Source organism: Chitinophaga skermanii (assembly GCF_003259335.1).
In the GTDB taxonomy this organism is placed as follows: Bacteria; Bacteroidota; Bacteroidia; order Chitinophagales; family Chitinophagaceae; genus Chitinophaga; species Chitinophaga skermanii.
Genome location: NZ_QLLL01000006.1, coordinates 212,319 through 234,522, shown reverse-complemented (window position 1 = coordinate 234,522; position 22,204 = coordinate 212,319). Strand labels below are relative to the sequence as shown.

Genomic DNA, 22,204 nt, shown 5'->3' with positions numbered 1-22,204 from the left:
CATGAAATATTGGTGCGTATTATTATTACTGGTCATGAGCAGTGCCCTCACGAAGGCGCAACCGGTGAATGATAGCCTGTTCGCCCAATTGAATAAAGTAATTGCTCAATCCCATGAATTCGATGCCACCAAGGAGCACGCATTAGACTCCATGCGGGCACTTTTTTCAAAAGCAACCACTCCCAACGAGCAATACACGCAAGCGCTAGCACTATACGAAGCATATAAAATATACAAGTTCGACTCGGCCTTCAATTATGCCCGGGTAATGGAAACGATTGCCATTCAATCCCAAAACGGTAAAAAAGCGGTCGCAGCAAGGCAACAACTCGCTTTTGTCCTCCTGTCGGCTGGGAAGTTCAGCGAAGCTTATAGCTATTTGTCTTCCATCCAACCACAACAACTCAACGATTCAAGTAAGGCCGACTACTATGTGCTATTGGGCAGGTATTACTACGACCTCGCCGATTATAATAGCGACGAGGTATATTCCGAGGAATACCGTGCAAAAGGTAACCGTTACTTGGATACTGCATTGCATTACTTGCCAACGAACTCCTTCGAGCATATATATTATACCGTTTTACGCAACTTAAAATCGCGGCAGCTGGAACAAGCCAATAGCTATTTCCAACAATTGCTAACATTGCCAGGCTTAAATGATCACCAATTGGCCATCGTTACCTCTACACTTAGTCACTATTACGATCTAAAGCACGATGCGGCCAAAGCGATTCACTACCAATTACAAGCCGCCATCGCCGATATACGTTCCAGTACGAAGGAAACCTTCGCTACCTTTAACTTGGCTCAATTATTATATGGTCAAGGCGATTTTGAGCAGGCGTCTATTTATATCCAAAAGGCCATCGACGATGCCAGCTTTTACGGTGCACGTCAACGTAAAGTACAAGTAAGTGCCATCTTACCCATTATCCAAGGAGAGAAAATCAATTACATCGAGAAGCAAAAGCAGCGCTGGTTGTATTATGCCTTGGTAGTGACCTCGTTCTTGGTCATACTTGGTTGCTTAATCTTCATTATATATAAGCAATTTACCAAGTTAAAGAAGGCTGAAAAGGCTATCAACGAGGCCCGTAATCATCTCGAAGAAGCTAATGCAAAGCTCCAAGCAGTTAATGCGCAACTGCAATCTGTGAACCACACCTTGCAAGATGTAAACGGGAAGCTGGAAGAAGCAAATAAGATTAAAGAGGAGTACATTGGCTATTTCTTTAATATCAATGCCGCTTTTTTCGAGAAACTAGAGAAATTCAAACGCCAGCTCGATCAAAAAGTAGCCGACCGTAAAATGGAAGAAATTCGGTTACTCGCTAACAATATTAATATCCGGCACGAAAGAGAAGAGTTATTAACCCAGTTCGATAAGGTGTTTTTGAAGCTATTTCCCACCTTCGTGGAAGAGTTCAACGCCTTGTTTTTGGAAGAAGACCGTATTGTGCTGAAGAGCGGGGAACTGCTGAATAACGAACTACGGATGTACGCTTTGATGCGTATGGGTATAACAGAGAATGAAAAAATAGCACAAATTTTAGAGTATTCTATCAAAACGATCTACGCTTATAAAACCAAAATCCGTAACCGCACCATCGTTCCGAAAGACGATTTTGATAACCGTGTCATGCGAATCAAATCCATCTAAGTAGCCTTTCATTTCTTGCCTTTACCAACTATAATCCCACATGATGTACATGTAGGGATAGGCATTGCATAGCCGCTTTTTATCCTTTAGTATATCATTTTATTGCCTTTTTAGCTTCTGTATTATGTATATGGTGAATTTATTTAATGTTTTTTTAATGAATTGATATATAGTGTATTGTAAACTGGTAAAGGCATCTAAAAGTGGATATTATCTATATTTTGAGGCTATTAATTTTTCGATAGAGGAACTTGTTCTTTTTTTGGGATGATATAAAAATTTCACCGGGATTCCAGTTATGATAGCTGCCTGTAAAACGTAGGTGACCGTTTTTCTCTGCCGGGAAACGGTTACTAGTCAAATCAATTAAACCTATACAATTCCACTTTTTCCACATTATGGTACAATCGAAAATGATACAGCACCGCATTTTACGCACCCTGCTATTTTGTCTGCTCGCATTCGCATCTTCGAAGGCTTGGGCGCAAACAAAAAATGTAACAGGACAAGTGCTCGACGAAAACAAACAACCTGTTTTTGGCGCTACGGTGAAAGTTAAAGGTCTTTCTGTAGGTGCCGCAACAGATGTAAAAGGTCAATTCTCCTTGCAAGTAGGCAGTAATGCCGTATTGGTCATTTCCTTTATTGGGTATAATACCGAGGAAATTCCAGTTGGCAAACAGTCGAACATTGAAGTGCAACTCACACCCAATGCACAATCTTTAGCCAATGTAGTTGTAATCGGCTATGGTACCGCTAAAAAGAAAGAACTTACAGGCGCCATTGCAACCGTAACGGCGAAGGATTTCCAAAAAGGCGTTATCACCACACCTGAGCAGCTGATAGCCGGTAAGGTCGCAGGTGTTTCCATTACCCCGAATGGCGGATCGCCAGGTGCCGGTAGTGTGATTCGTGTGCGTGGTGGGGCTTCGCTGAATGCCAGTAATGATCCACTTATTGTGGTTGACGGTTTGCCGCTTGCCAACCTTAATATCTACGGAGCTTCTAACCCATTAAGTTTAATTAACCCGAACGACATTGCCTCTTTCACCGTTTTGAAGGATGCTGCCGCTACAGCCATCTACGGATCGCGTGCTTCCAACGGGGTAATTATAATTACCACCAAGAAGGGCGATCAAGGCGTAAAGCCACAATTCAATTTCTCTACCCAAGTATCTGCCGCCACTTTAGCACGTAAAGCAGATGCACTCACGGCTGATGAATTCCGTAACTACGTGAATGAACATGGAACCGGCAATTTCAAAAGCATGATGGGCGACGCCAATACCGATTGGCAAGATGAAATTTATTCTACCGCTATTTCAACCGATAATAACCTTAGCATTTCCGGTGCGCTTAAAAACTTACCATACCGCGTATCTGTAGGTTATTTAAACCAAGATGGTATTTTAAGAACCGATAACTTGCAACGTTATTCCGGTGGTATATCGATTAGTCCAACGTTTTTCGATAACCATTTAAAGGTGGATTTGAACCTGAAAGGAACCATCAGCAAAGCTCGTTTTGCAAATGGTGCAGCGGTAAGCTCGGCTGTTTACTTCGATCCTACACAACCTGTACATGCGGAAACCCCGTTCGGCAATTATTTCGAATGGTACACAAAGGACCCCAATACGGGTGCTATTACACTTAACAAACTCGCGCCCCGTAACCCTGTTGCATTGCTTGACTTGTACAAAAACTTGAGCACAGTAAAACGCAGCTACGGTAACGCGCAGTTCGATTATAAATTCCATTTCTTACCAGAATTACATGCGCATGTAAACCTCGGTTATGATGTAGCAAATGGTTCGGGTACAGTGGATGTACCTGCATATGCTGGGCAGAACTTCTTGGATAGTGGTCAACATAACCAATACAAGAACAGTATCCGTAGTAAAGTGGGTGAGTTTTATTTGAACTACAATAAAACCATTACCTCTATCAAAAGTAATATCAACGCTACGGCTGGTTACGGTTACTACAAAAACACTTCTACGAATTACAACTTTGGTAACTACCGTGCCAATGGCAATCTCATCCCGGGTTCTACACCTAATTTCCCTATGGATAAACCCGAGAATGCATTGATTTCCTATTATGGTCGTTTGATCTATACATTCGATGAGAAATACATCCTCGCGGCATCTATCCGTACTGATGGTTCCTCTCGCTTCTCGCCCGATACACGTTGGGGTACATTCCCTTCACTTGCATTTACATGGAGAGCAAACCAAGAGAAGTTCTTGAAAGACAAGAAGAACTTGTCGGATTTGAAACTACGTTTGAGCTACGGTATTACAGGTAACCAAGATGGTATTTACAATTACCCTTACCTCTCTATTTACAGCATTAGCGATAATGCTTCTAAAGTATTGTTTGGCGATACCTATTACAACATGGGTTCTCCATCGGCATACGACGCGGGCATTAAATGGGAACAAACTGCTACCTATAATGCCGGTATCGATTTCGGTTTCTACAACAATCGCATCGGTGGTAGCTTGGATGTGTACTTCAAGAAAACAAAGGATTTGTTGAATACGATTCCCATCCCTGCAGGTTCTAACTTCAGCAGCACCATCTTAACAAACGTAGGTAATATCGAAAACAAGGGGATCGAGTTCCAAATCTTCGCAACGCCAATTCAAACGAAAAGGTTCTCATGGGATTTGAACTTCAATATCGCTTATAACGACAATAAAATCACAAACCTCACTGCTACGAAAGATTCTACCTATCCTGGTTCACTCGTAGGCAACGTGCAAATACATAGCGTAGGCTACAACCCGCTTTCTTTCTATGTGTACCACCAACAATACGATGCGAATGGTAAACCAATCGAAGGCGTATATGCCGATGTAAATGGTGATGGTATTATTAACCAAGCCGATTTATACCGTTATAAATCACCGTACGCCAAAGTGATTTTGGGTTTCACCAGCCAGTTTACATTGGATAGATGGAGCTTAAGCACAGTATTACGTGCAAACATTGGGAACTACATGTACAATAACTTGGCAACAGGTGCTGTGCAGTCGAACATGTTTAATACACTCGGTTACTTAGCGAATACCATGTCGGAAATTCAATATAGTAACTTCTACTACGGTCAACAATCTTCTGATTACTTCGTACAAAATGCTTCTTTCTTGAAGATGGATAATTTGAGCTTGGCGTATGATTTTGGTCGTGTGTTGAAGAATAAAGTAGGCTTACGTGTAAATGCAAATTGCCAGAATGTATTTACAATCACGAAATACAAAGGTATCGACCCAGAGATTTTCGGTGGTATTGATAATGCCTTGTATCCTCGTCCTCGTACTTTCAGCTTGGGCGCTAACCTCCAGTTCTAAAACATCAAAAGAAGACATTCCATGAATCCACGATATAAAATATTAGCTTGTTTTTTGGTAGCAGCGAGCATTTTCTCGTCCTGTACAAAAGACCTTAATTTAAAACCACTTAATTCCAACATCGCCGACATCCAATATGGTACACCGGCGGGTTATAAACAAGTGTTGGCAAAAGTATACGGTAGTTATTCACTTGTAAGCAGCACCGGGGTAGGTAATTCCGATGTAAATATTGCCGGTATTGGCGATGCCGCTGTTACCGACTTTATCCGCGCATATTGGAATTTACAAGAACTAACCACCGATGAAGCGAAATGTGCATGGAACGATGTGAATTTACAAAGCTTCCATACGTTCAGCTGGACGTCGAGTAATATTCTCATTACAGCACTCTATACACGTAGTCTTTTTCAAATTACAGTATGTAACGAGTTTATCCGCGAGTCAACGGATGAAAAGTTAGCTACAAGAAACATTACCGGTAAAGACGCAGAAGATATTCGTCATTACCGTGCAGAAGCTCGTTTCTTACGTGCTTTCCAATACTGGGTATTAATGGATTTGTTCGCGAATCCTCCATTCGTAACAGACAAAGATCCGATCGGTAAATTCATTCCACAACAAATTCAACGCAAAGATTTATTCGCGTATATCGAATCGGAATTGAAAGCCATAGATGGTGAATTAGTTGCTGCTAAGCAGAATGAATATGGCCGTGCCGATCAAGCTGCTGCATGGGCATTACTTGCACGTTTATATCTCAACGCAGAAGTTTACACGAAGGAACAACGTTACACAGATGCGATCACCTATGCTAATAAGGTATTGGGTGCAGGCTATGTGTTGATGAATAATTACGCGTACAATTTCAATTCCGATAACAACGTACAAAACACGGAGGTTATTCTACCTATTGCATACGATGCAACGAGTTCTCAAAACTATGGTGGTACCACTTTCCTTATTTGTTCTGCACATGGTACTAACGTGGAAGACAACCAAAAAGCAGGTATCCCAGGTGGTGGCTGGCAAGGCAACCGTTCAACAAAGAATTTGCCACTCGTATTTGGCGATTATTCTGGAAATGTAGATAAACGCGCGATGTTTGGTCGCGGTACTTTGGAAATGAATAACCTTATCAATTTCGATGCAGGTTTGGGTGTAACTAAATTCACAAATGTTACAAAAGCCGGTCAAATTCCATACTCGCCCAATGGTGTATTGGTAAATACTGATTTCCCTTTGTTCCGCTTAGCTGAAATGTATTTGATTTACATAGAGGCAGTTAAACGTGGTGGTACAGGCGGAAGTGAAGCCCAAGCGATTACTTACTTCAACAAACTGCGTGAACGTGCCTATGGTAATACAAACGGCAATATTTCCAGCTATTCATTAGACGATGTGTTGAATGAAAGATTACGTGAATTGTATTGGGAAGGCTTCCGTAGAACTGATCTAATCCGCTACAACAAGTTTACAGGCAGCAGTTACTTATGGCCATGGAAAGGCGGTGCAGAGAATGGTACAGGGGTAGATGCGAAATACAACTTGTTCCCAATTCCATCCTCAGAAATTATTTCCAATACCAACTTGAAACAAAACCAAGGGTATTAATTTCTTCATTCCAAATGATCTCTCATGCTTAGAAAAAGCTCATATTATACAATCATCGTCACATTGTTTACCATGTTATTTGCATGTAAAAAGGATAGTGATGTATATACCATCAAAGATGGTGTATTTGCAGGCGGTGCATTACAAGCGTCTGCACAAAATGTAGTGTTAACACAAGCTACTGAAAATGATACAGCTCTTACTTTTCATTGGTCGGCAGCCGATTTCGGGCAAAAGCCGGTGGTGGGGTACGTGTTACAATTGGGGCAATTGACTGATACTGCCAATAACTGGTCGACCGCCAAGGAATTCACTGTGGGCGCCAATGTTTTGCAATATGGGTTTATTGGAAAGGAATTGAACGGATTGTTAAACACAATGGGATTACCTTCCGGTACTGCTAATGAACTGGCTGTTCGGATCAAAGCAGCGGTGCCACAGAACACAGGTGCAGCTAGTAGCATTCCCCCTGTATATTCGAACACTACAGTTGTGAAAGTTTCTTCCTACGAAACCTATTTATATGTACCTGGTGATTACCAAGGCTGGTCACCTAACTTGGCTCCTAAATTAAAACCGGTTGATGGTCGCCCAGGTATGTATGAAGGCTATGTTTACATGAAAGGTTCATCTACCATGTATTTCAAATTCACAAATGCACCCGATTGGGATCACACCAATTATGGTGATGGTGGCAACGGAAGCTTCTCTACCGATGGTTTAGCGGCAGGTTTAAGTGTGCCAACAGGTGGATACTATTACCTTACTGCTGATTTGAATACCAATAAATGGACGGCCACTAAAACAAACTGGGGTATCCTAGGTGATGCTACACCAGGCGGTTGGGACAACGATACGCCATTATCATACGACGAGGCAAGTCAAACATGGCGTGTAACCTGTGCGATGAAAGCCAATGCTTCCTTTAAATTCCGTGCGAATAATGCTTGGGCGCTCGACTTTGGTCTTGATCCATCCACAGGTAAGTTACATTATGCTAATAACCCATTCCTTGGTTATACCGATGGTATGAACAATATTACGGTGCCAAGCGACGGAACCTATTTGTTGGTATTGGATTTACACCAATCCGGCATGTATACATGGAGTTACACCAAACAATAATTCTTTCATCTACTTAAAATGAACATTATAAAAGTGAATCTAATTATCGCCTTGCTTGCCGGTGTGTTGAGCAGTTGTAGTAAATCGAGTACGGCGGAACCGTTTGTACCAGTGAATCCAACCGTCGACTCTCTTCGTGTACCACAATATGGAACACCTTTCAACAAAGTGCCCGACCCGCGTGACGTGGTTATTTACCAAGTAAACATGCGCGTGTTTAGTCAGCAGGGCGATTTTGCCGGTGTTGTAAAACGTTTGGACAACATCAAATCACTTGGTGCCAACACAATTTACTTAATGCCTATCTACCCGGTAGGTACTGAAAAAGCATTGAACTCGCCTTATTGTATCAAAGATTACACGCAAGTGAATACCGAGTTTGGTAACCTGCAACAACTACGTACGTTGGTCGATGAAGCACATAATCGAGGTTTAACAGTGATTTTGGATTGGGTTGCAAACCACACTGCATGGGATCACGTGTGGATGAAGCAACATAAAGATTGGTACTTGCAAGATAATAACGGCAACGTAGTTAGTCCTCCTGGTACCGGCTGGAATGATGTTGCACAACTGAACTTCGGTAACAAGAACATGCGACTAGCTATGATTAGTGCGATGCGTTACTGGGTATTGGCCGCAAATGTAGATGGTTTTAGATGCGATTACACTGATGGGCCACCGGTTGATTTCTGGCAACAAGCTACGGACTCTTTACGGAAAGTAAATACCCATACTTTGTTATTAATGGCAGAAGGTAGTCGCCCTGGCAATTTCAACGCTGGTTTTCAATACAACTTCGGTTTCGGTTATTTCGGTTACCTAAAACGCATTTTTGAACAGAAAGCGCCTGTTTCTGGTATCGATAGCGTAAACAATGCAGAATATGCCCAAGCCAGCGATGCGCAAAGAATGGTACGCTACACTACTAACCACGATGTAAATGGTTCCGATGGTACCCCGGAAGAATTATTCGGTGGGAAACGTGGAGCCATGGCCGCTTTTGTTGCAACAGCATTTATGAAGAATGTACCGATGGTATATAACGGGCAAGAAGTAGCTACGCCACACCGTTTAACATTCCCTTTCACGAGTACGAAAATTGATTGGTCGTTGAACCCGGATGTTACGGTTGAATACAGCAACATTATCAACAAGCGACAATCCTTAGACGCGGTGAAACGTGGTGAGATTCAATACTACAATACCGCTGATATTTGTGCATATGTGCGCACTTTAGGTACGCAACAAGTATTGGTACTCGTTAATATGCGGAATACAGCCGAAACGTTCCATGTGCCCACTAGCTTACAAGGCACGCAATGGACCAATGTATTTACAAACGATAACCAAGTTATTAACGCTACAGTGGCGATCGCTCCCTTTGAATATATCGTACTGAAGCGTAATTAGTCATAACGTGGATCAAAACTCATCGCTACGAGTTTTATCAAAATGCAATATCCCGGTAGGCTTCGTGCTTACTGGGATTGTTATTTTACGGTTACATGATAAACAATTTTCGCTGCGGGTTGTAACTACTGGATAATATGTTGATATGCAACTGGAGATTCTAAAAGCAGCCGACCGCGGCTTTATACAAGCTGCTACGCATAAAGGTTACCCACTTTTCAAAAATCACAAAGGTTTTGGGAAAGTTCATGCCGCTAATGACCAATACTTATATCCCGAAGTTTACTTGGGGAAAGAACCTTACACGCAAGCAGAGATCGTTACCATATTGCTAAATGGAAAAGCATCTTTCACGAACCATGAAGGTCAGCAACAAAGCTTAACCGAAGGTGCCGTTCAACTTGTGAAAACAGGAACAGGCATCGAATGGTGGGGACATAATCAATCGTTAACCGACCGGGCTCGTTATTTTCAATTAATTATCACCCCGCGAAAGCAAGCGCTCGTTGCCAGCGAAGCCATTAAGTTGCCAGGGATGCCGGTCATGCGGAATACATGGATGCCTTTCATTAACCCTACCGGTAGCGAAGGCGCTTTGCAAGTAGACCAAGATGTATGGGCATTCCGTGGAGTTTTTGATAGGGGGCACCATATGTATGCCATGCAAAGCACGCAACATGGGTTGTTGGCCTATGTATTATCAGGTAAATTGAAAGTGGGAGAGGAGGTGGTGGAAACGGAAGACACGATTTTTTTAGAAGATGCGGCTGCTTTGGAGTTTGAAGCACTACATGCCAGCGAAATATTATTGGTGGAAACAGTATTGTAGAAAATTTTGCACTAGTAGGAGCTTTTGCACAATAAGTACAATCACTTTTTTAGGTAAGAAAGCGGGCCTTCATAAAGAAAACCCGCTTCATAACCATGTAGTTCCATGGTATTTATTTTAACCTGTCCATAATTTCTAAACATGCACGCCCATTATGATAAGGACATTTCCATAAACCTACTTTGTCTTCCTGCATCACTTGGTTGTTCTCATCAATACCCCAAAACCATTCTCCATTTTCATTATCTACAATGCGCTCCTCAACAAATTGCCATGTAAATACAGCTTGCTGTAAGTACTTTTCTTCGCCTGATAATTGGTATGCATTTACATAGCCCACAATAGCTTCGGCTTGCGGCCACCAATGTTTTTCTTTTACAAGATGATCGCCTTCTCTTTCATACCATAAACCGCCATCCTTATCAAATGCAGGGAAGGTGATATCTGCAATTTCAATGGCTAATTGTTTGAAGTGAAGGATGAGTGTTTCGTCCTGAATCGCTTCGGCAGCTTCTTGCATAAGCCATGCAGCTTCAATGTCGTGCCCATACGATTCTATGTGGCCTTTTACTTGCCATTCATCGTTGAAGAATAATTGAAGATGTTTTGAGCTGTGGTTGAAAATGTATTGATCGAAGATGTTGAGGATATCAACAATACGGGATTTTAATTGTGCATCCGGCCAAGCTTTATAGAGTGTGGTGTAGGCTTCGAGTACATGCAAATGCGTGTTCATCGATTTCCGTTCATTCGCATCTTTTAAGCTTAGGCGCTGGTCTGTCATTTCTTTCCATTCCCTGGTGAACGCTTCGAAATAGCCACCATAGTTCTTATCTACAGCATGCTGCTCAAGAATATTGTATAAGAGAATGGCTTGTTCTTTCGCTTTTTCATCTTTACATGCTAAATAGTATTCACTAAAAGCATAGATCGTAAATGCAATGGCATATACTTGTTTTTTAGTGTCGACAGGTTGCCCTGTGTAGTTCAACGACCAATATACGCCGCCAAATTCCCGGTCAATAAAGTGTTCCGAAATATAGCTATACGCACGGTTGGCTAATACTATGTATTCTTCTTTCGGAATTCTCCGGTACGCTGCTGCAAAAGTCCACAGAATGCGGGCATTCAATACAGCGCCTTTTAATGCATATGGATCTACACTATTATCATTCTGTAATCGCCCGTAGAATCCGCCCGATTGTTCGTCTACGGTGTACGACGACCAGTAATATAAAATGTTATTCAGCTCAGCCTGCAGCGCTTGTTTCAATGCTGTTTTCATGTTGACTTTTTTTTCTTCTATCAGCTAAATCATTCGTAATACCGGTAATTTTGGCTTCAGATAATGGATATAATGCAATGAATACAATACTTAAAATTGAACCCACAGCAGGTAAAATGCTCAACATTAATACAATGCCTGTTTGTGCCGATTCCCCTTGTACAGCATTGGCTTGGAATCCAAAAGCACTTAGTAACCAGCCGGTTAATGCACCTCCGATTGTCCAGCCAAACTTCTGCGACATGGAAGAGGATGAGAAAATCAATCCCGTGGCACGGCGCCCTGTTTTCCATTCCGAGTAATCGGCAATATCAGCATACATCGACCATAATAATGGGAATATTAATCCTGCACAAATACTAATCAATAGTTGGAATGTAAAAATGAGCGTTAATTGATCCTTTCCTAACCAATAAAAAAGAATACTTAATACCGATGAAACCAGCATCGCTGATAGGTATGTATTTTTCTTCCCGAACTTATTCGCAATAGGAGAAGCAATAATCACCCCGATAATATTCGCCCCTTGTCCTACCATGAGGTACAATGTAGAATAAGGTATTTGCATGTCGCCTATAGAGAAAGCAGATGTAGTAGTAACGTAATATTTGAAATAATATAAAGTGGCTCCATCACGGATAGAGTTGAAAATCAATGCCGCTATACCTGCACCTAGTAAAATCCACCAAGGTCTATTTTGTGCAAGGTCGCGTAAATCTTCGCGTAACGATGTTTGTTCTTCTTTGATGGGTTGTACCCTTTCCTTCACCCATGCAAAACATAATAAAAATAAAAGTACACACATCACAGCAATAACTGCTACCGCTAGTTGCCAGCTTGTTTGGAGGTTCATACTTTTCGAAAAGGTATTTACCATGGGTTCTAATAAAGCCAAGGCTATAAAGCTACCCGCAAAAGCAAACGACATTCTAAACGAAGCCAATGTGTTCCTTTCTTTCGTATTAGGTGAAATTACACCCAGCAAAGAAGCATATGGTACATTAATGAGAGAATAGATCATCATCATCAACGAATAAGTAATGTAAGCATATACAAGCTTCCCGCTACCGGTGAAACTGGGCGTAGTAAAAGTGAGTACCCCGATAACACCGAATGGAATCGCCATGTACAGAATATATGGCCGGAATTTACCCCAGCGCGAATGTGTTCTGTCGGTCATGATCCCTACAACCGGATCGAACAACGTATCCCATATCCGCGTGATTAAAAACATAGTGCCTACCGCGGCGGCTGCAATACCCATCACATCGGTATAAAAGAATAATAAGTACATGCCGAATAGCTTCCAGAACATGGACGAGGCCATGTCGCCAAAGCCGTAGCCGATCTTTTCTTTGAGTGAAATTTTGTTTTGCATACGTGGAAAAGTGGAATTATGATAACTGTTGATTGCTTTCAATTAAAGCATGAATAGCTTCAACCGAAGTATAGGAACGTAACCCGTCGGCCGGTGTGTGCATACAATAATCTACTAACTGCGCAATGCTCGAAACGGCCACATGTAAACGCGTGTCGCTCGATGCATAGTAAATATAAACTTTACCATCCTCATCTGCAATCCAACCATTGGAAAATACAACATTCGATACATCACCAATACGCTCTGCACCTTCTGGAGCAATGAAGTAACCTGCAGGTTTATGTGTAATCTTTGTTGGATCTTGTAAATCGGACAGGAAAAGGTACAATGTATAACGTAAACCTGCTGCTGTGTTACGTACGCCATGTGCCAAGTGTAACCAACCTTGCGGGGTTTTAATTGGTGCCGGACCTTGACCGTTTTTTGCTTCCGCAATGGTATGATATAATTTGTGATCAATTACATGCTCAACTTCAATTACGGCATGTTCCATGTTATCGCAAAATCCTACCCCGATACCGCCACCTTTCCCAGCCTCAATAAAGCTGTCTTGTGGACGCGTATATAACATGTATTTTCCATCCACAAATTCGGGATGTAATACAACATTGCGTTGTTGAGCCGATTTAGTTACTAAATCAGGTAGACGTTCCCATGTTTTTAAGTCCTTTGTACGGGCAATACCGCATTGTGCTACTGCCGAAGATTGATCACCATCTTCTGCAGTTGGATCGCGACGTTCGGTGCAGAATAGCCCGTAAATAAAGCCATCTTCGTGTAATACTACGCGCATGTCGTACACGTTCGTATCTGGAACATTGGTTTCAGGGAGAAGAATGGGTTCATTCCAAAACTTAAAATTATCGACACCATTTTCACTTTCTGCTACAGCAAAAAAGGATTTGCGGTCCCATCCTTCTACACGTGCTACTACAATGTATTTACCATTGAACTTCATGGCCCCTGCATTGAATACAGCATTTACACCAATACGCTGCATGAGGAATGGGTTGGTAGTAGGGTTGAGATCGTAGCGCCAGTTAAGTGGTGCATGTGCAGCCGTTAATACTGGATGGATATAACGCGTATAAATACCGTTACCTAACTTTTCGGGATGGTTCTTTTGTTGTAATAGAGCAGCATGTTCCGCTTGCAATAATTGCCATCTTTCCTCGAAATGCGACATATGTTTTTTATTATAGTATTATGGTGATGTTTTTTTATCCATTTGCCTAGTGTGGTAGGCTAACGCAAGTGGAAATTGTCGATTACAAAGCTATTTAGCAAGGGATATACTGTTGTAATACTTATTTATCTAAGTATTATGCTTAAAATACAAATCGACTGATTTTTTGGGGGAGAAGATGAGGAATGAAAAAAATATCTATGCAATTATTGCCATGTGTCCTGTTGTATTACTCAATACCGTCCTATTTAAACCACAACTAATTTATCAAGCAAAAAAAAACGAATACATCTACATTCCCCAAATCGATCAAGTAAAAGCCACCGCCCCATGTCCCTCCATGTAAATAAATGTACACCCATATTTACACCTCTCATATAAACAGCCACACTTACAAAAAATCAAACACATTCACCCCCATCAATGTAGCCCCCCACCGCCCGGCAGCACAGTACCCCCAACGCCCCATCAACGCCCCGATAAAACGGGGCCGCCGTTCACGCCCCGTTTTTCGCCTTTCTTTGTTACTTTCTTTGGCCGATCAAAGAAAGTAAAATGTACAATAATGAAATAAAAGTAAATCCCAACTGCCCCTAGGATACTATAACAAACCACAAACCACAAACCACAAACCACAAACCACAAACCACAAACAACAAACAAACAAAAAGAAATTCATTAAAAAGCCCACCGCAGGTAAACACCATATTCTGCTAGAATAACACCAATATCGCTTCTCCTTCCCAGGTACTTTTGTTTTAAATAATTCTACGTATTTAAAACTGATATGCTGTATGAAAAAATTCATTGCATGCTATGGTACTTTTTTTCTATTATTCCTATTCACGTTACAAGCGCAAGCACAAAAAACAATTACTGGAAGGGTATTAGATGACCAAGCAAAACCCTTACCGGGGGCCACAATTGTGGTAAAGGAAACTAAAACGGCGACGGTAAGTGATGCAGATGGACATTTTACGTTAAAAGTGCCCGCCGAAGGAAAAACAATCGTGTTTTCCTATATCGGGATGGTGAAAAAAGAACTCACCATTGGCCAACAATCTTCCTATACCGTACAAATGGAACTAGCTGCTAATAACCTTAATAATGTGGTTGTAGTAGGGTACGGTACAGTAAAAAAGGGTGATCTTACAGGTGCTGTTGCTACTTTAAAAGGTAGCGATTTGAACAAAACACCTGCTTCTTCAGTCGATCAACTATTACAAGGTAAAATCGCAGGTGTACAAGTAACTACAAGCGGCGGTGCTCCTGGCGCAGGGGCTACGATCCGTATTCGCGGTGCTTCTTCTTTGAATGGTTCGAAAGATCCATTACTCGTAGTAGATGGCTATCCTTGGGGCGATGCCGGTAACTTAAAGCAAATCAATCCCGACGATATTGAATCGATCGAGGTGTTAAAAGATGCGTCTTCAGCGGCTATCTATGGTTCCCGTGGTGCGAATGGTGTAATTGTAATTACCACCCGCAAAGGGAAAACCAATCAGAACCGCATTTCATTCAATACGCTACAAACCGTTTCTTTCCTAGCGAATAAGCCCGATATTTGGCGCAATCCAATAGAGGATGCAACCTTTGCCAATGAAGCGGCTATTACTGGTGGTGCCATTGCTGCAGATGTACCTTACATTGGTGTATACCGACCAGTAGGAAATGGTATGGTGTACTTCCCATCTATTGCGGAATTACGCGGTCTCGATCCTAATAAGCCACAATGGCCTTATAATACCGACTGGCAAAAATTAGTATACCGCAATCCATATTCTCAGAACTATACCTTAACACTCGATGGTGGCAACGATAAAACAAAGTACGCTATCTCTGGTAACTATTACAACGAGGAAGGTATGGTACGCAACAACGGTTACGAAAAATATACTTCACGCCTAAACCTCGATCAAAAACTAAACGAAAACATTACAGCTGGTGCCAATGTAATTCTAGCATTCACTAAAAGTAGTGGTCAACAATTAGGTGTAGGTAGAAGCCGTATTTTCCCTGTGTACGACTCAACCGGTGCTTTCTTCAAAACGAGCAATACAGATTTTGGCAACCCCATTGCACTTATGAACCAATTGCTCAACACGAATAAAACAACAGATGTACTGGGTAATGCGTACATGAACTTTAAGATATTGCCATGGTTACAGTTCCGCACGTCGTTGAATGCAAAATTCGGTAACAGCGTACAAGATCAATACGATCCTAAAAACAGTACACAGCGCGCTTTGGATAACAAAGGCAGCTATGGTTCTATTGCCAATGGTAACTATTTCGATCTCTTAACAGAGAACTATTTTACAGCAAATAAAACATTCGGTCAACATGCCATTACATTATTAGCTGGTTATTCATTCCAAAAAACAGAGAATCGTTTTTCTACGTTAGTAGGACAGAATTTTGTTAACGATGTTCTCGAAAATGAAAACCTCGGAACAGCCGGTACCATGTTAATTTCAAATGATCTCCAACGCTTCAATCTTTCATCATGGTATGCGCGTGCTAACTATACATTAAAAGATCGTTACCTCTTTACCTTAACGGCGCGTGCCGATGGTTCTACAAAATTCGGTGCGAACAATAAATGGGCATTCTTCCCATCTGGTGCATTTGCATGGAAGGCGAGCGAAGAGCAATTCGTGAAAGATTGGGATTTGTTCTCGGAATTAAAACTCCGCGTTAGTTATGGTTTAACAGGTAACCAAGGTATTTCGCCTTACCAAACATTGGATCGTTTTGGTTCGAATAAATATTACACGGGTGCTGTATTTGAAACAGGTTTTGGTCCCGGTTTAGCAGGCGCAAATGATGAACAAGGTAGAACAATTGTAGCCGGTTTAGGTAACAATAGTTTGAAATGGGAAACAACACGCTCTTTGGATGCCGGTATCGATGTAGGTTTCTTCAATCAACGCTTAACGTTTAGCGCCGATTATTACATTAAACGTACAAACGATTTATTACGCTTGAAAACAATCGCACCATCTGCCGGTTACGATCGTCAATGGATTAACGATGGTGAAATTGAAAACCGTGGGGTGGAGTTAGGTTTGAATGCACAAATCATCAATGGATCAGATTTTAACTGGAGCGTAGGCGGTATGTTTACAATGAATAGAAACAAAGTAGTTTCTATGGGTGAAAGTAACCAAGTATTGATTGGTTCTTTGTATGAATCTGTTCGTCAGCAAATTAGCACGTACACTGTTGGCCAGCCTATGTTTGTATTCTATGGCTACAAAACGGATGGGATTATCCAAACGCTCGACGAAGGTATTAAAGCTGGTTTAACAGGCGTTGATGCTCAACCTGGTGAAATTAAGTACAAAGATATCAGTGGCCCTGATGGAAAACCTGATGGCGTGATCGACTCATACGATAGAACAATTATCGGCAACCCGAATCCCGATTTCATATACAGTTTCAATACGAATGTTAAATACAAAGCCTTCGATCTTTCCTTGCAACTATATGGTGTACAAGGCAATGACGTATGGGACTTCCAGAAAATGACGCCTTCCCGTTGGTTACAACGTTGGACCCCAGATAATCCAAGCAACGAGTATCCAAGAGCAAATGCTACACGTGGTTACCGTGCATCGGATTTCTATATCACCGACGGTTCCTTCTTACGTATTCAGAATGTAACACTTGGTTATAACATAGCATTACCTAGCTTGAAAGCGGTTAAAAGCTTGCGTCTGTACTTATCAGGAAACAACTTATACACGTTCTCGAAATTCAATAAAGGTTTCGATCCTGAAGTAGGTGAGGCTGGTATTAACGGCGGTGCATACCCACGACCACGTTCTGTATCATTAGGCGCCCATGTGATTTTCTAACGCATTCTAATTCGTATCAACAATGAAAAAACATTTCTATATAAAGCTAAGTTTGGCCGCTGCCCTCAGCTTAGGCCTCATAACCAGTTGTGGAAAAATGGAGGAGAAGCCTTATGGTATGATCAACTCCAACACCTTTTACAAAACCCCCGATGATGCTAGGGCTGCGATCATTTACGCATACGCCGTTTTACCGGAAGTAGGGTATTATGGTCGTGGTTACTACATCACCACCGAGTTACCCACGGAAAATCTCACGCAGAAAGGAGATGCCGGTGTAGGTAACTTCGAGTTGGATGAATTGAGAACCACTTCTACAAACTCCGACTTGGATAATATATGGACTTACATGTACCGCGGTATTGCCCGCGCGAATGCCGTGATTAAAAACGTACCCAATATACCGGCGATGGTAGATGCTGAAAGAAAGCAGATTACCGGTGAAGGCTATTTCCTCCGTGCATTGCATTTCTTCAACCTCGTACGTATGTTCGGTGAAGTACCATTACGCACCACGGTAATTGATGATGCTACGCAAATTCCAATCGCAAAATCATCTATCAAAGATGCATATGATCTTATTATCAGCGATTTGAAACAAGCAGAAACATTACTTGTACAAGAACGCATAAGTGAAGGTCGTGCTAACAAAGCGGCTGTATTGGGCTTATTAGCTAAAGTATATTTACATCTTGCGTCTTCAAAAGCGAATAGCTCTCCAGGTTACGACTTTGTTACCAATGCTGATGAAATGTATGCCAATGCCAAATTGTATGCGGGTAAAGTAATGACTGAACAATCGGCCTTTAATTTCACACAAAACTTACCTGATATATTCAATATCGATATCTATAAGAAATCAGCTGTAAGTGAGCATATTTTCGACGCTGCAGTGGATCGCAGTGGCGACCGTGAAGGAAGTTTCTCTAAACTGCCGAATATGTTCCTGCCGGCGGATCGCCCGATGACAATCGCTTACGATCCATTAAACCCAGCCAGCGCAAACATCAATATTGGGCAAGGATGGGGACACTTCCGCACGGAAAACAATGTATATGCCAGCTATAATGATGTAGATAAACGTAAAACACAACTCATTGTATCGTCGTATACGAACAACGGGGTAACTTACAATCTCGATATCAACAGTAGCTCACGCCCATTCACCCGTAAATTCATTGATCCAGCTCGTATTGGTGATGCAACCAGCGCCAATTCTCCGATTATTCGTTATTCTGATATCCTGTTAGTATATGCAGAAGCTTGTGGGCCTACTCCAGAAGGGTATGGTGCTGTAAATAAAATTCGCGGTAGGGCAGGTATTGGCGATTTAAACCCGAATCTCAGCGTAGCGGCATTTAGAAATGCAGTGGTACAAGAACGTGCATGGGAGTTGGCTTTCGAAGGCAGTCGTTTATTCGATTTACGTAGAACCAACAGCATGGAAAAAGTATTGGTGCAACAATATGGTAAAACCATCACTAGCGGTGCGTATTTCTTCCCGATTCCGCAACGCGAGATTGATACAAATCCTCTCATGAAATAATCACGTCACATGAAAAGTACATTTCTTTATATATCATTACTTGCTATCTTGCTATTGAATGCTTGTGCCAAAGATCCATTTAAAGGTGTAGAAAGCAACGAACGTTCTATCGAGGCTATTACCTTAGGGGGCGACTTAGTACAAATCGGTCCTGCTACAATTGATCGTACAGCAGCAAAAGCTTCTGTGAAGGTGCTCGTTCAACCCAATACCGATTTCAGCAAAGTAGTAGCACAAGTTCAAACTTCGTATAAAGCAAACATTAGCCCGGCCAACGGCCAACAGCTCGATTTTACAGCTAATAATAATCAATACAAATTCACCATTACTTCCGAAGCAGGTAGTAAACGCGATTGGACAGTGGAAATCATTCCTTTTACTGAAACCATTCTCGGCAAATACAGCATTCAAAACTTAGTGGTATATGGTGGTACCGGTCCAGAGTATGGTGGCGGTGGTGTGATGAAAATGACCGACAAACCATGGGTATGGCCTACAACAGGTGGACCTGCTGCCGAACTTGACAATACATTGGAATTTACATTCACAGGTATTACGCCTGATGGTAAAACAACGGGTAAAGTGGTAAATAGTGCAGGTGCTGATGGATTGTATGCAAATTTCTTATTCACGAATCCAGCTACCGATGTAAACAACCTGTACCGTGTTATCCCGAAAGGCGAAAGTACTTGGGAACGCGATTATAGTAACAATACAGTCACCTTCATCGACGCAAATGGTAAACGTACCACCGCGTTATTCTCAGGTGCAAGAACGATTGATTTAGGTAACGGCTTAAGCAAAACCATTGCAAATAGTGCCTTCGAATTCACCTTAAGTGGGGTAGATGACTGGGGTAATATCTATTCTGATTTTGACAAATTCGTAAAGCGTCCGCGCAAGTTTTGGGTCGATGTGAAAACGCAACCTTAATCTAAAAGTTATGAAGAAGATGAATATTTATTTGATGATAATTTCTGCTGTGTTGAGCTTTGGTGCTTGCAGCAAGAACGATACGAAAACGACGCCACCCACGCCTACAGAAGATACTGTGAAGTCGAAGTTTCAAACCCTTAATTACTTGTATAGTATTTCAGGTAAGAAAACATTGTCGGGCATTCACAACCGTGAACCCAATGCTACACCTGCCCGTTGGACGAATGAAATCTTCAACACAACCGGCAAGTATCCTGCTTTGTGGAGCGGAGATTTTCTTTTCCAACAAGACAATATCAACAACCGCCAGTTGATGATCAACGAAGCATTGAAGCAATACAAGCAAGGTGCTATTGTAAATATCATGTGGCATGCATGTAACCCAGCGTACACACAGCCTTGTGGTTGGGATGATGGGAAAGGTGTGCTGAGTGGTTTAAGTGATCAACAATGGACAGAATTGCTGACGCCCGGTACAGCTTTACACACGAAATGGCAATCGCAAGTAGATGAAGTTTGTTCATACTTGCAACAACTGAAAGATGCGAAAGTAGAAGTATTATGGCGCCCATACCACGAAATGAACCAAGGCAAGTTTTGGTGGGGTGGTCGTCCAGGTGCGAACGGTACACGCAAATTGTACCAAATGTTACACGATTACATGACCAATACGAAAGGATTAACTAACTTAATATGGGTTTGGGATATTCAAGACTTCGGCTCACTTTCGGGTGATGCCAATGACTATAATCCTGGCGCTAATTATTTCGATATCGCTGCATTGGATGTGTACGATGGAAGTGGCTATACGCAAACGAAGTACGAAATTATGGTACGCGCAGCAAAAGGTAAACCGATAGCTATCGGTGAATGCCAGAAATTGCCAACGCCTACAGAGTTGAAAAATCAACCGAGTTGGACATTCTTTATGAGCTGGTCGGAATTAACGTACGACCATAATACCCATGGAGAAATTAACCAATTGTATTCCGCTGATAACGTAATTAATTTGGATAAGATGCCCACATGGAAATAAAAACCATTATGCGCAAAAGCTTACTGGCCGCTGTTCTTGTAGTTTCTCTAAAAGAAGCCCAAGCACAGTCGGCCGGTGCTTTTTTTCGCAAACCCCGAATTGCGATAGACATCGCACCTCAATACAGCCATCAGTACACGCGCTGGTCGATTGCCGGTAATGCTGCCGGTACAAACCCCAATGTACTATCAGAACTTATTTGGAAAGATATACAAACGGCTGGGTTATTAAGTACAGCTACTATCCATGTAAATCCATCTTGGTTTATTCGTGGAGAAGCAAGTTGGTCAGGTATCATATCGGGTACGGCAACTGACCGGGATTATGGTAAAGACAATAGAAGTGAGATGCTTTACAATGGTTTTTTCGATGCAGGGAAAGGACGTGTATTCGAGGTAAAAGCAGGCTTAGGATATGAGTGGCATTTTAACAACGATTATGTGCTACAATTCAATCCCGACTTTGTTTACCAAACACAAAACCTGTATTTATTACCGGCTGATGCTAATACGCCTTCTAACCTTCGATCTACCTATAATCAACAATGGAAAGGCGTGCAGTTAAAAGTCAATTTTAAAATTCCCCTTTACTCTAAATTTTTTCTTCACCCAAACATAGCCTACACGCAGCTTCGCTATAATGCAGTAGCCGATTGGAACATGGTTCCTTCCTTTCAACATCCCATCAGTTTTAAACACCAAGCGAATGGCTACCAAATACAACCAGGTTTGAAGTTGCAATTCGCTAACAAGGTATTCATACAATTACAAGCTGCATGGTGGCACACAGGCGCAGGTCGCGAATGGCTTTACATGGCAAATGATGATGTACATACAACGAAATTAAACGAAGTGTATAGGCGTGCTTTTACTGTACAGGTAGGCGTGCCGATTGCTGTGTTGCAATAGTGAACAATCAAAAAAATTGCACTAGTAAAATCACAATAAGCAAATAATCTAATACATGTATTTCCT

At 41.8% G+C, this 22,204-nt stretch carries 14 protein-coding genes; 11 read left to right on the top strand and 3 right to left on the bottom strand.

All coding sequences use genetic code 11. The features are described from left to right. Position 1: 1 nt before the first annotated feature. The 6 genes from LX64_RS16685 (at position 2) to LX64_RS16655 (ending at position 10,000) form a co-directional block, all read left to right on the top strand. On the top strand, positions 2 to 1,663 hold the full coding sequence (locus LX64_RS16685) for a DUF6377 domain-containing protein (protein ID WP_148707353.1): 1,662 nt from the start codon (positions 2 to 4) through the stop codon (positions 1,661 to 1,663). A gap of 398 nt (positions 1,664 to 2,061) precedes the next feature. Continuing rightward, positions 2,062 to 5,019 (top strand): SusC/RagA family TonB-linked outer membrane protein, encoded by a 2,958-nt coding sequence (locus LX64_RS16675; RefSeq protein ID WP_245952711.1) that lies wholly within the window; start codon positions 2,062 to 2,064, stop codon positions 5,017 to 5,019. 21 nt (positions 5,020 to 5,040) lie between these two features. Continuing rightward, entirely contained in the window at positions 5,041 to 6,633 is a 1,593-nt protein-coding gene (locus tag LX64_RS16670; protein WP_211324834.1) for a RagB/SusD family nutrient uptake outer membrane protein, read from the top strand. A 24-nt stretch (positions 6,634 to 6,657) separates the two neighbouring features. Next, positions 6,658 to 7,758 carry a SusE domain-containing protein gene (locus LX64_RS16665; protein WP_111598821.1) on the top strand — a complete coding sequence of 367 codons (1,101 nt, stop codon included), beginning with the start codon at positions 6,658 to 6,660 and terminating at the stop codon, positions 7,756 to 7,758. Positions 7,759 to 7,776: 18 nt separating this feature from the next. After that, positions 7,777 to 9,171 carry an alpha-amylase family glycosyl hydrolase gene (locus tag LX64_RS16660; RefSeq protein WP_111598820.1) on the top strand — a complete coding sequence of 465 codons (1,395 nt, stop codon included), beginning with the start codon at positions 7,777 to 7,779 and terminating at the stop codon, positions 9,169 to 9,171. A gap of 145 nt (positions 9,172 to 9,316) precedes the next feature. Then, complete coding sequence (locus LX64_RS16655) at positions 9,317 to 10,000, top strand: pirin family protein (protein WP_111598819.1); 684 nt, start codon at positions 9,317 to 9,319, stop codon at positions 9,998 to 10,000. A 112-nt stretch (positions 10,001 to 10,112) separates the two neighbouring features. On the opposite strand, the gene LX64_RS16650 is transcribed toward LX64_RS16655, so the two are convergent. Genes LX64_RS16650 through LX64_RS16640 form a run of 3 tightly spaced genes read right to left on the bottom strand, consistent with a single transcriptional unit; the run spans position 10,113 to position 13,852 of the window. Further along, positions 10,113 to 11,285 carry an AGE family epimerase/isomerase gene (locus tag LX64_RS16650; protein ID WP_111598818.1) on the bottom strand — a complete coding sequence of 391 codons (1,173 nt, stop codon included), beginning with the start codon at positions 11,283 to 11,285 and terminating at the stop codon, positions 10,113 to 10,115. Continuing rightward, positions 11,251 to 12,663: an MFS transporter gene (locus LX64_RS16645; protein WP_111598817.1), complete on the bottom strand. Its 1,413-nt coding sequence runs from the start codon at positions 12,661 to 12,663 to the stop codon at positions 11,251 to 11,253. Before LX64_RS16645 ends, LX64_RS16650 begins: the two co-directional genes overlap by 35 nt. Positions 12,664 to 12,679: 16 nt before the next feature. Then, positions 12,680 to 13,852: a glycoside hydrolase family 130 protein gene (locus LX64_RS16640; protein WP_111598816.1), complete on the bottom strand. Its 1,173-nt coding sequence runs from the start codon at positions 13,850 to 13,852 to the stop codon at positions 12,680 to 12,682. Positions 13,853 to 14,646: 794 nt separating this feature from the next. On the opposite strand from LX64_RS16640, the gene LX64_RS16635 reads away from it, so the two are divergent. Genes LX64_RS16635 through LX64_RS16615 form a run of 5 tightly spaced genes read left to right on the top strand, consistent with a single transcriptional unit; the run spans position 14,647 to position 22,138 of the window. Continuing rightward, on the top strand, positions 14,647 to 17,712 hold the full coding sequence (locus tag LX64_RS16635; RefSeq protein WP_111598815.1) for a SusC/RagA family TonB-linked outer membrane protein: 3,066 nt from the start codon (positions 14,647 to 14,649) through the stop codon (positions 17,710 to 17,712). A 22-nt stretch (positions 17,713 to 17,734) separates the two neighbouring features. Continuing rightward, positions 17,735 to 19,258, top strand: a complete 1,524-nt coding sequence (locus tag LX64_RS16630) for a RagB/SusD family nutrient uptake outer membrane protein (RefSeq protein ID WP_111598814.1) — start codon at positions 17,735 to 17,737, stop codon at positions 19,256 to 19,258. A gap of 9 nt (positions 19,259 to 19,267) precedes the next feature. Further along, positions 19,268 to 20,191, top strand: a complete 924-nt coding sequence (locus LX64_RS16625; protein WP_111598813.1) for a hypothetical protein — start codon at positions 19,268 to 19,270, stop codon at positions 20,189 to 20,191. A gap of 10 nt (positions 20,192 to 20,201) precedes the next feature. Next, positions 20,202 to 21,230, top strand: coding sequence for a glycoside hydrolase family 26 protein (locus LX64_RS16620; protein ID WP_111598812.1), 1,029 nt, complete (start codon positions 20,202 to 20,204; stop codon positions 21,228 to 21,230). Continuing rightward, positions 21,221 to 22,138, top strand: coding sequence for a hypothetical protein (locus LX64_RS16615; RefSeq protein ID WP_111598811.1), 918 nt, complete (start codon positions 21,221 to 21,223; stop codon positions 22,136 to 22,138). The genes LX64_RS16620 and LX64_RS16615 overlap by 10 nt, the downstream gene beginning before the upstream one ends. The last annotated feature ends 66 nt before the right edge of the window (positions 22,139 to 22,204 follow it).

What these genes read in the sequence shown, in the direction of transcription:
- LX64_RS16685 (WP_148707353.1), top strand. Translation starts at nt 2, where the DNA reads ATGAAATATTGGTGCGTATTATTATTACTGGTCATGAGCAGTGCCCTC.
- LX64_RS16675 (WP_245952711.1), top strand. Translation starts at nt 2,062, where the DNA reads ATGGTACAATCGAAAATGATACAGCACCGCATTTTACGCACCCTGCTA.
- LX64_RS16670 (WP_211324834.1), top strand. Translation starts at nt 5,041, where the DNA reads ATGAATCCACGATATAAAATATTAGCTTGTTTTTTGGTAGCAGCGAGC.
- LX64_RS16665 (WP_111598821.1), top strand. Translation starts at nt 6,658, where the DNA reads ATGCTTAGAAAAAGCTCATATTATACAATCATCGTCACATTGTTTACC.
- LX64_RS16660 (WP_111598820.1), top strand. Translation starts at nt 7,777, where the DNA reads ATGAACATTATAAAAGTGAATCTAATTATCGCCTTGCTTGCCGGTGTG.
- LX64_RS16655 (WP_111598819.1), top strand. Translation starts at nt 9,317, where the DNA reads ATGCAACTGGAGATTCTAAAAGCAGCCGACCGCGGCTTTATACAAGCT.
- LX64_RS16650 (WP_111598818.1), bottom strand. Translation starts at nt 11,285, where the DNA reads ATGAAAACAGCATTGAAACAAGCGCTGCAGGCTGAGCTGAATAACATT.
- LX64_RS16645 (WP_111598817.1), bottom strand. Translation starts at nt 12,663, where the DNA reads ATGCAAAACAAAATTTCACTCAAAGAAAAGATCGGCTACGGCTTTGGC.
- LX64_RS16640 (WP_111598816.1), bottom strand. Translation starts at nt 13,852, where the DNA reads ATGTCGCATTTCGAGGAAAGATGGCAATTATTGCAAGCGGAACATGCT.
- LX64_RS16635 (WP_111598815.1), top strand. Translation starts at nt 14,647, where the DNA reads ATGAAAAAATTCATTGCATGCTATGGTACTTTTTTTCTATTATTCCTA.
- LX64_RS16630 (WP_111598814.1), top strand. Translation starts at nt 17,735, where the DNA reads ATGAAAAAACATTTCTATATAAAGCTAAGTTTGGCCGCTGCCCTCAGC.
- LX64_RS16625 (WP_111598813.1), top strand. Translation starts at nt 19,268, where the DNA reads ATGAAAAGTACATTTCTTTATATATCATTACTTGCTATCTTGCTATTG.
- LX64_RS16620 (WP_111598812.1), top strand. Translation starts at nt 20,202, where the DNA reads ATGAAGAAGATGAATATTTATTTGATGATAATTTCTGCTGTGTTGAGC.
- LX64_RS16615 (WP_111598811.1), top strand. Translation starts at nt 21,221, where the DNA reads ATGGAAATAAAAACCATTATGCGCAAAAGCTTACTGGCCGCTGTTCTT.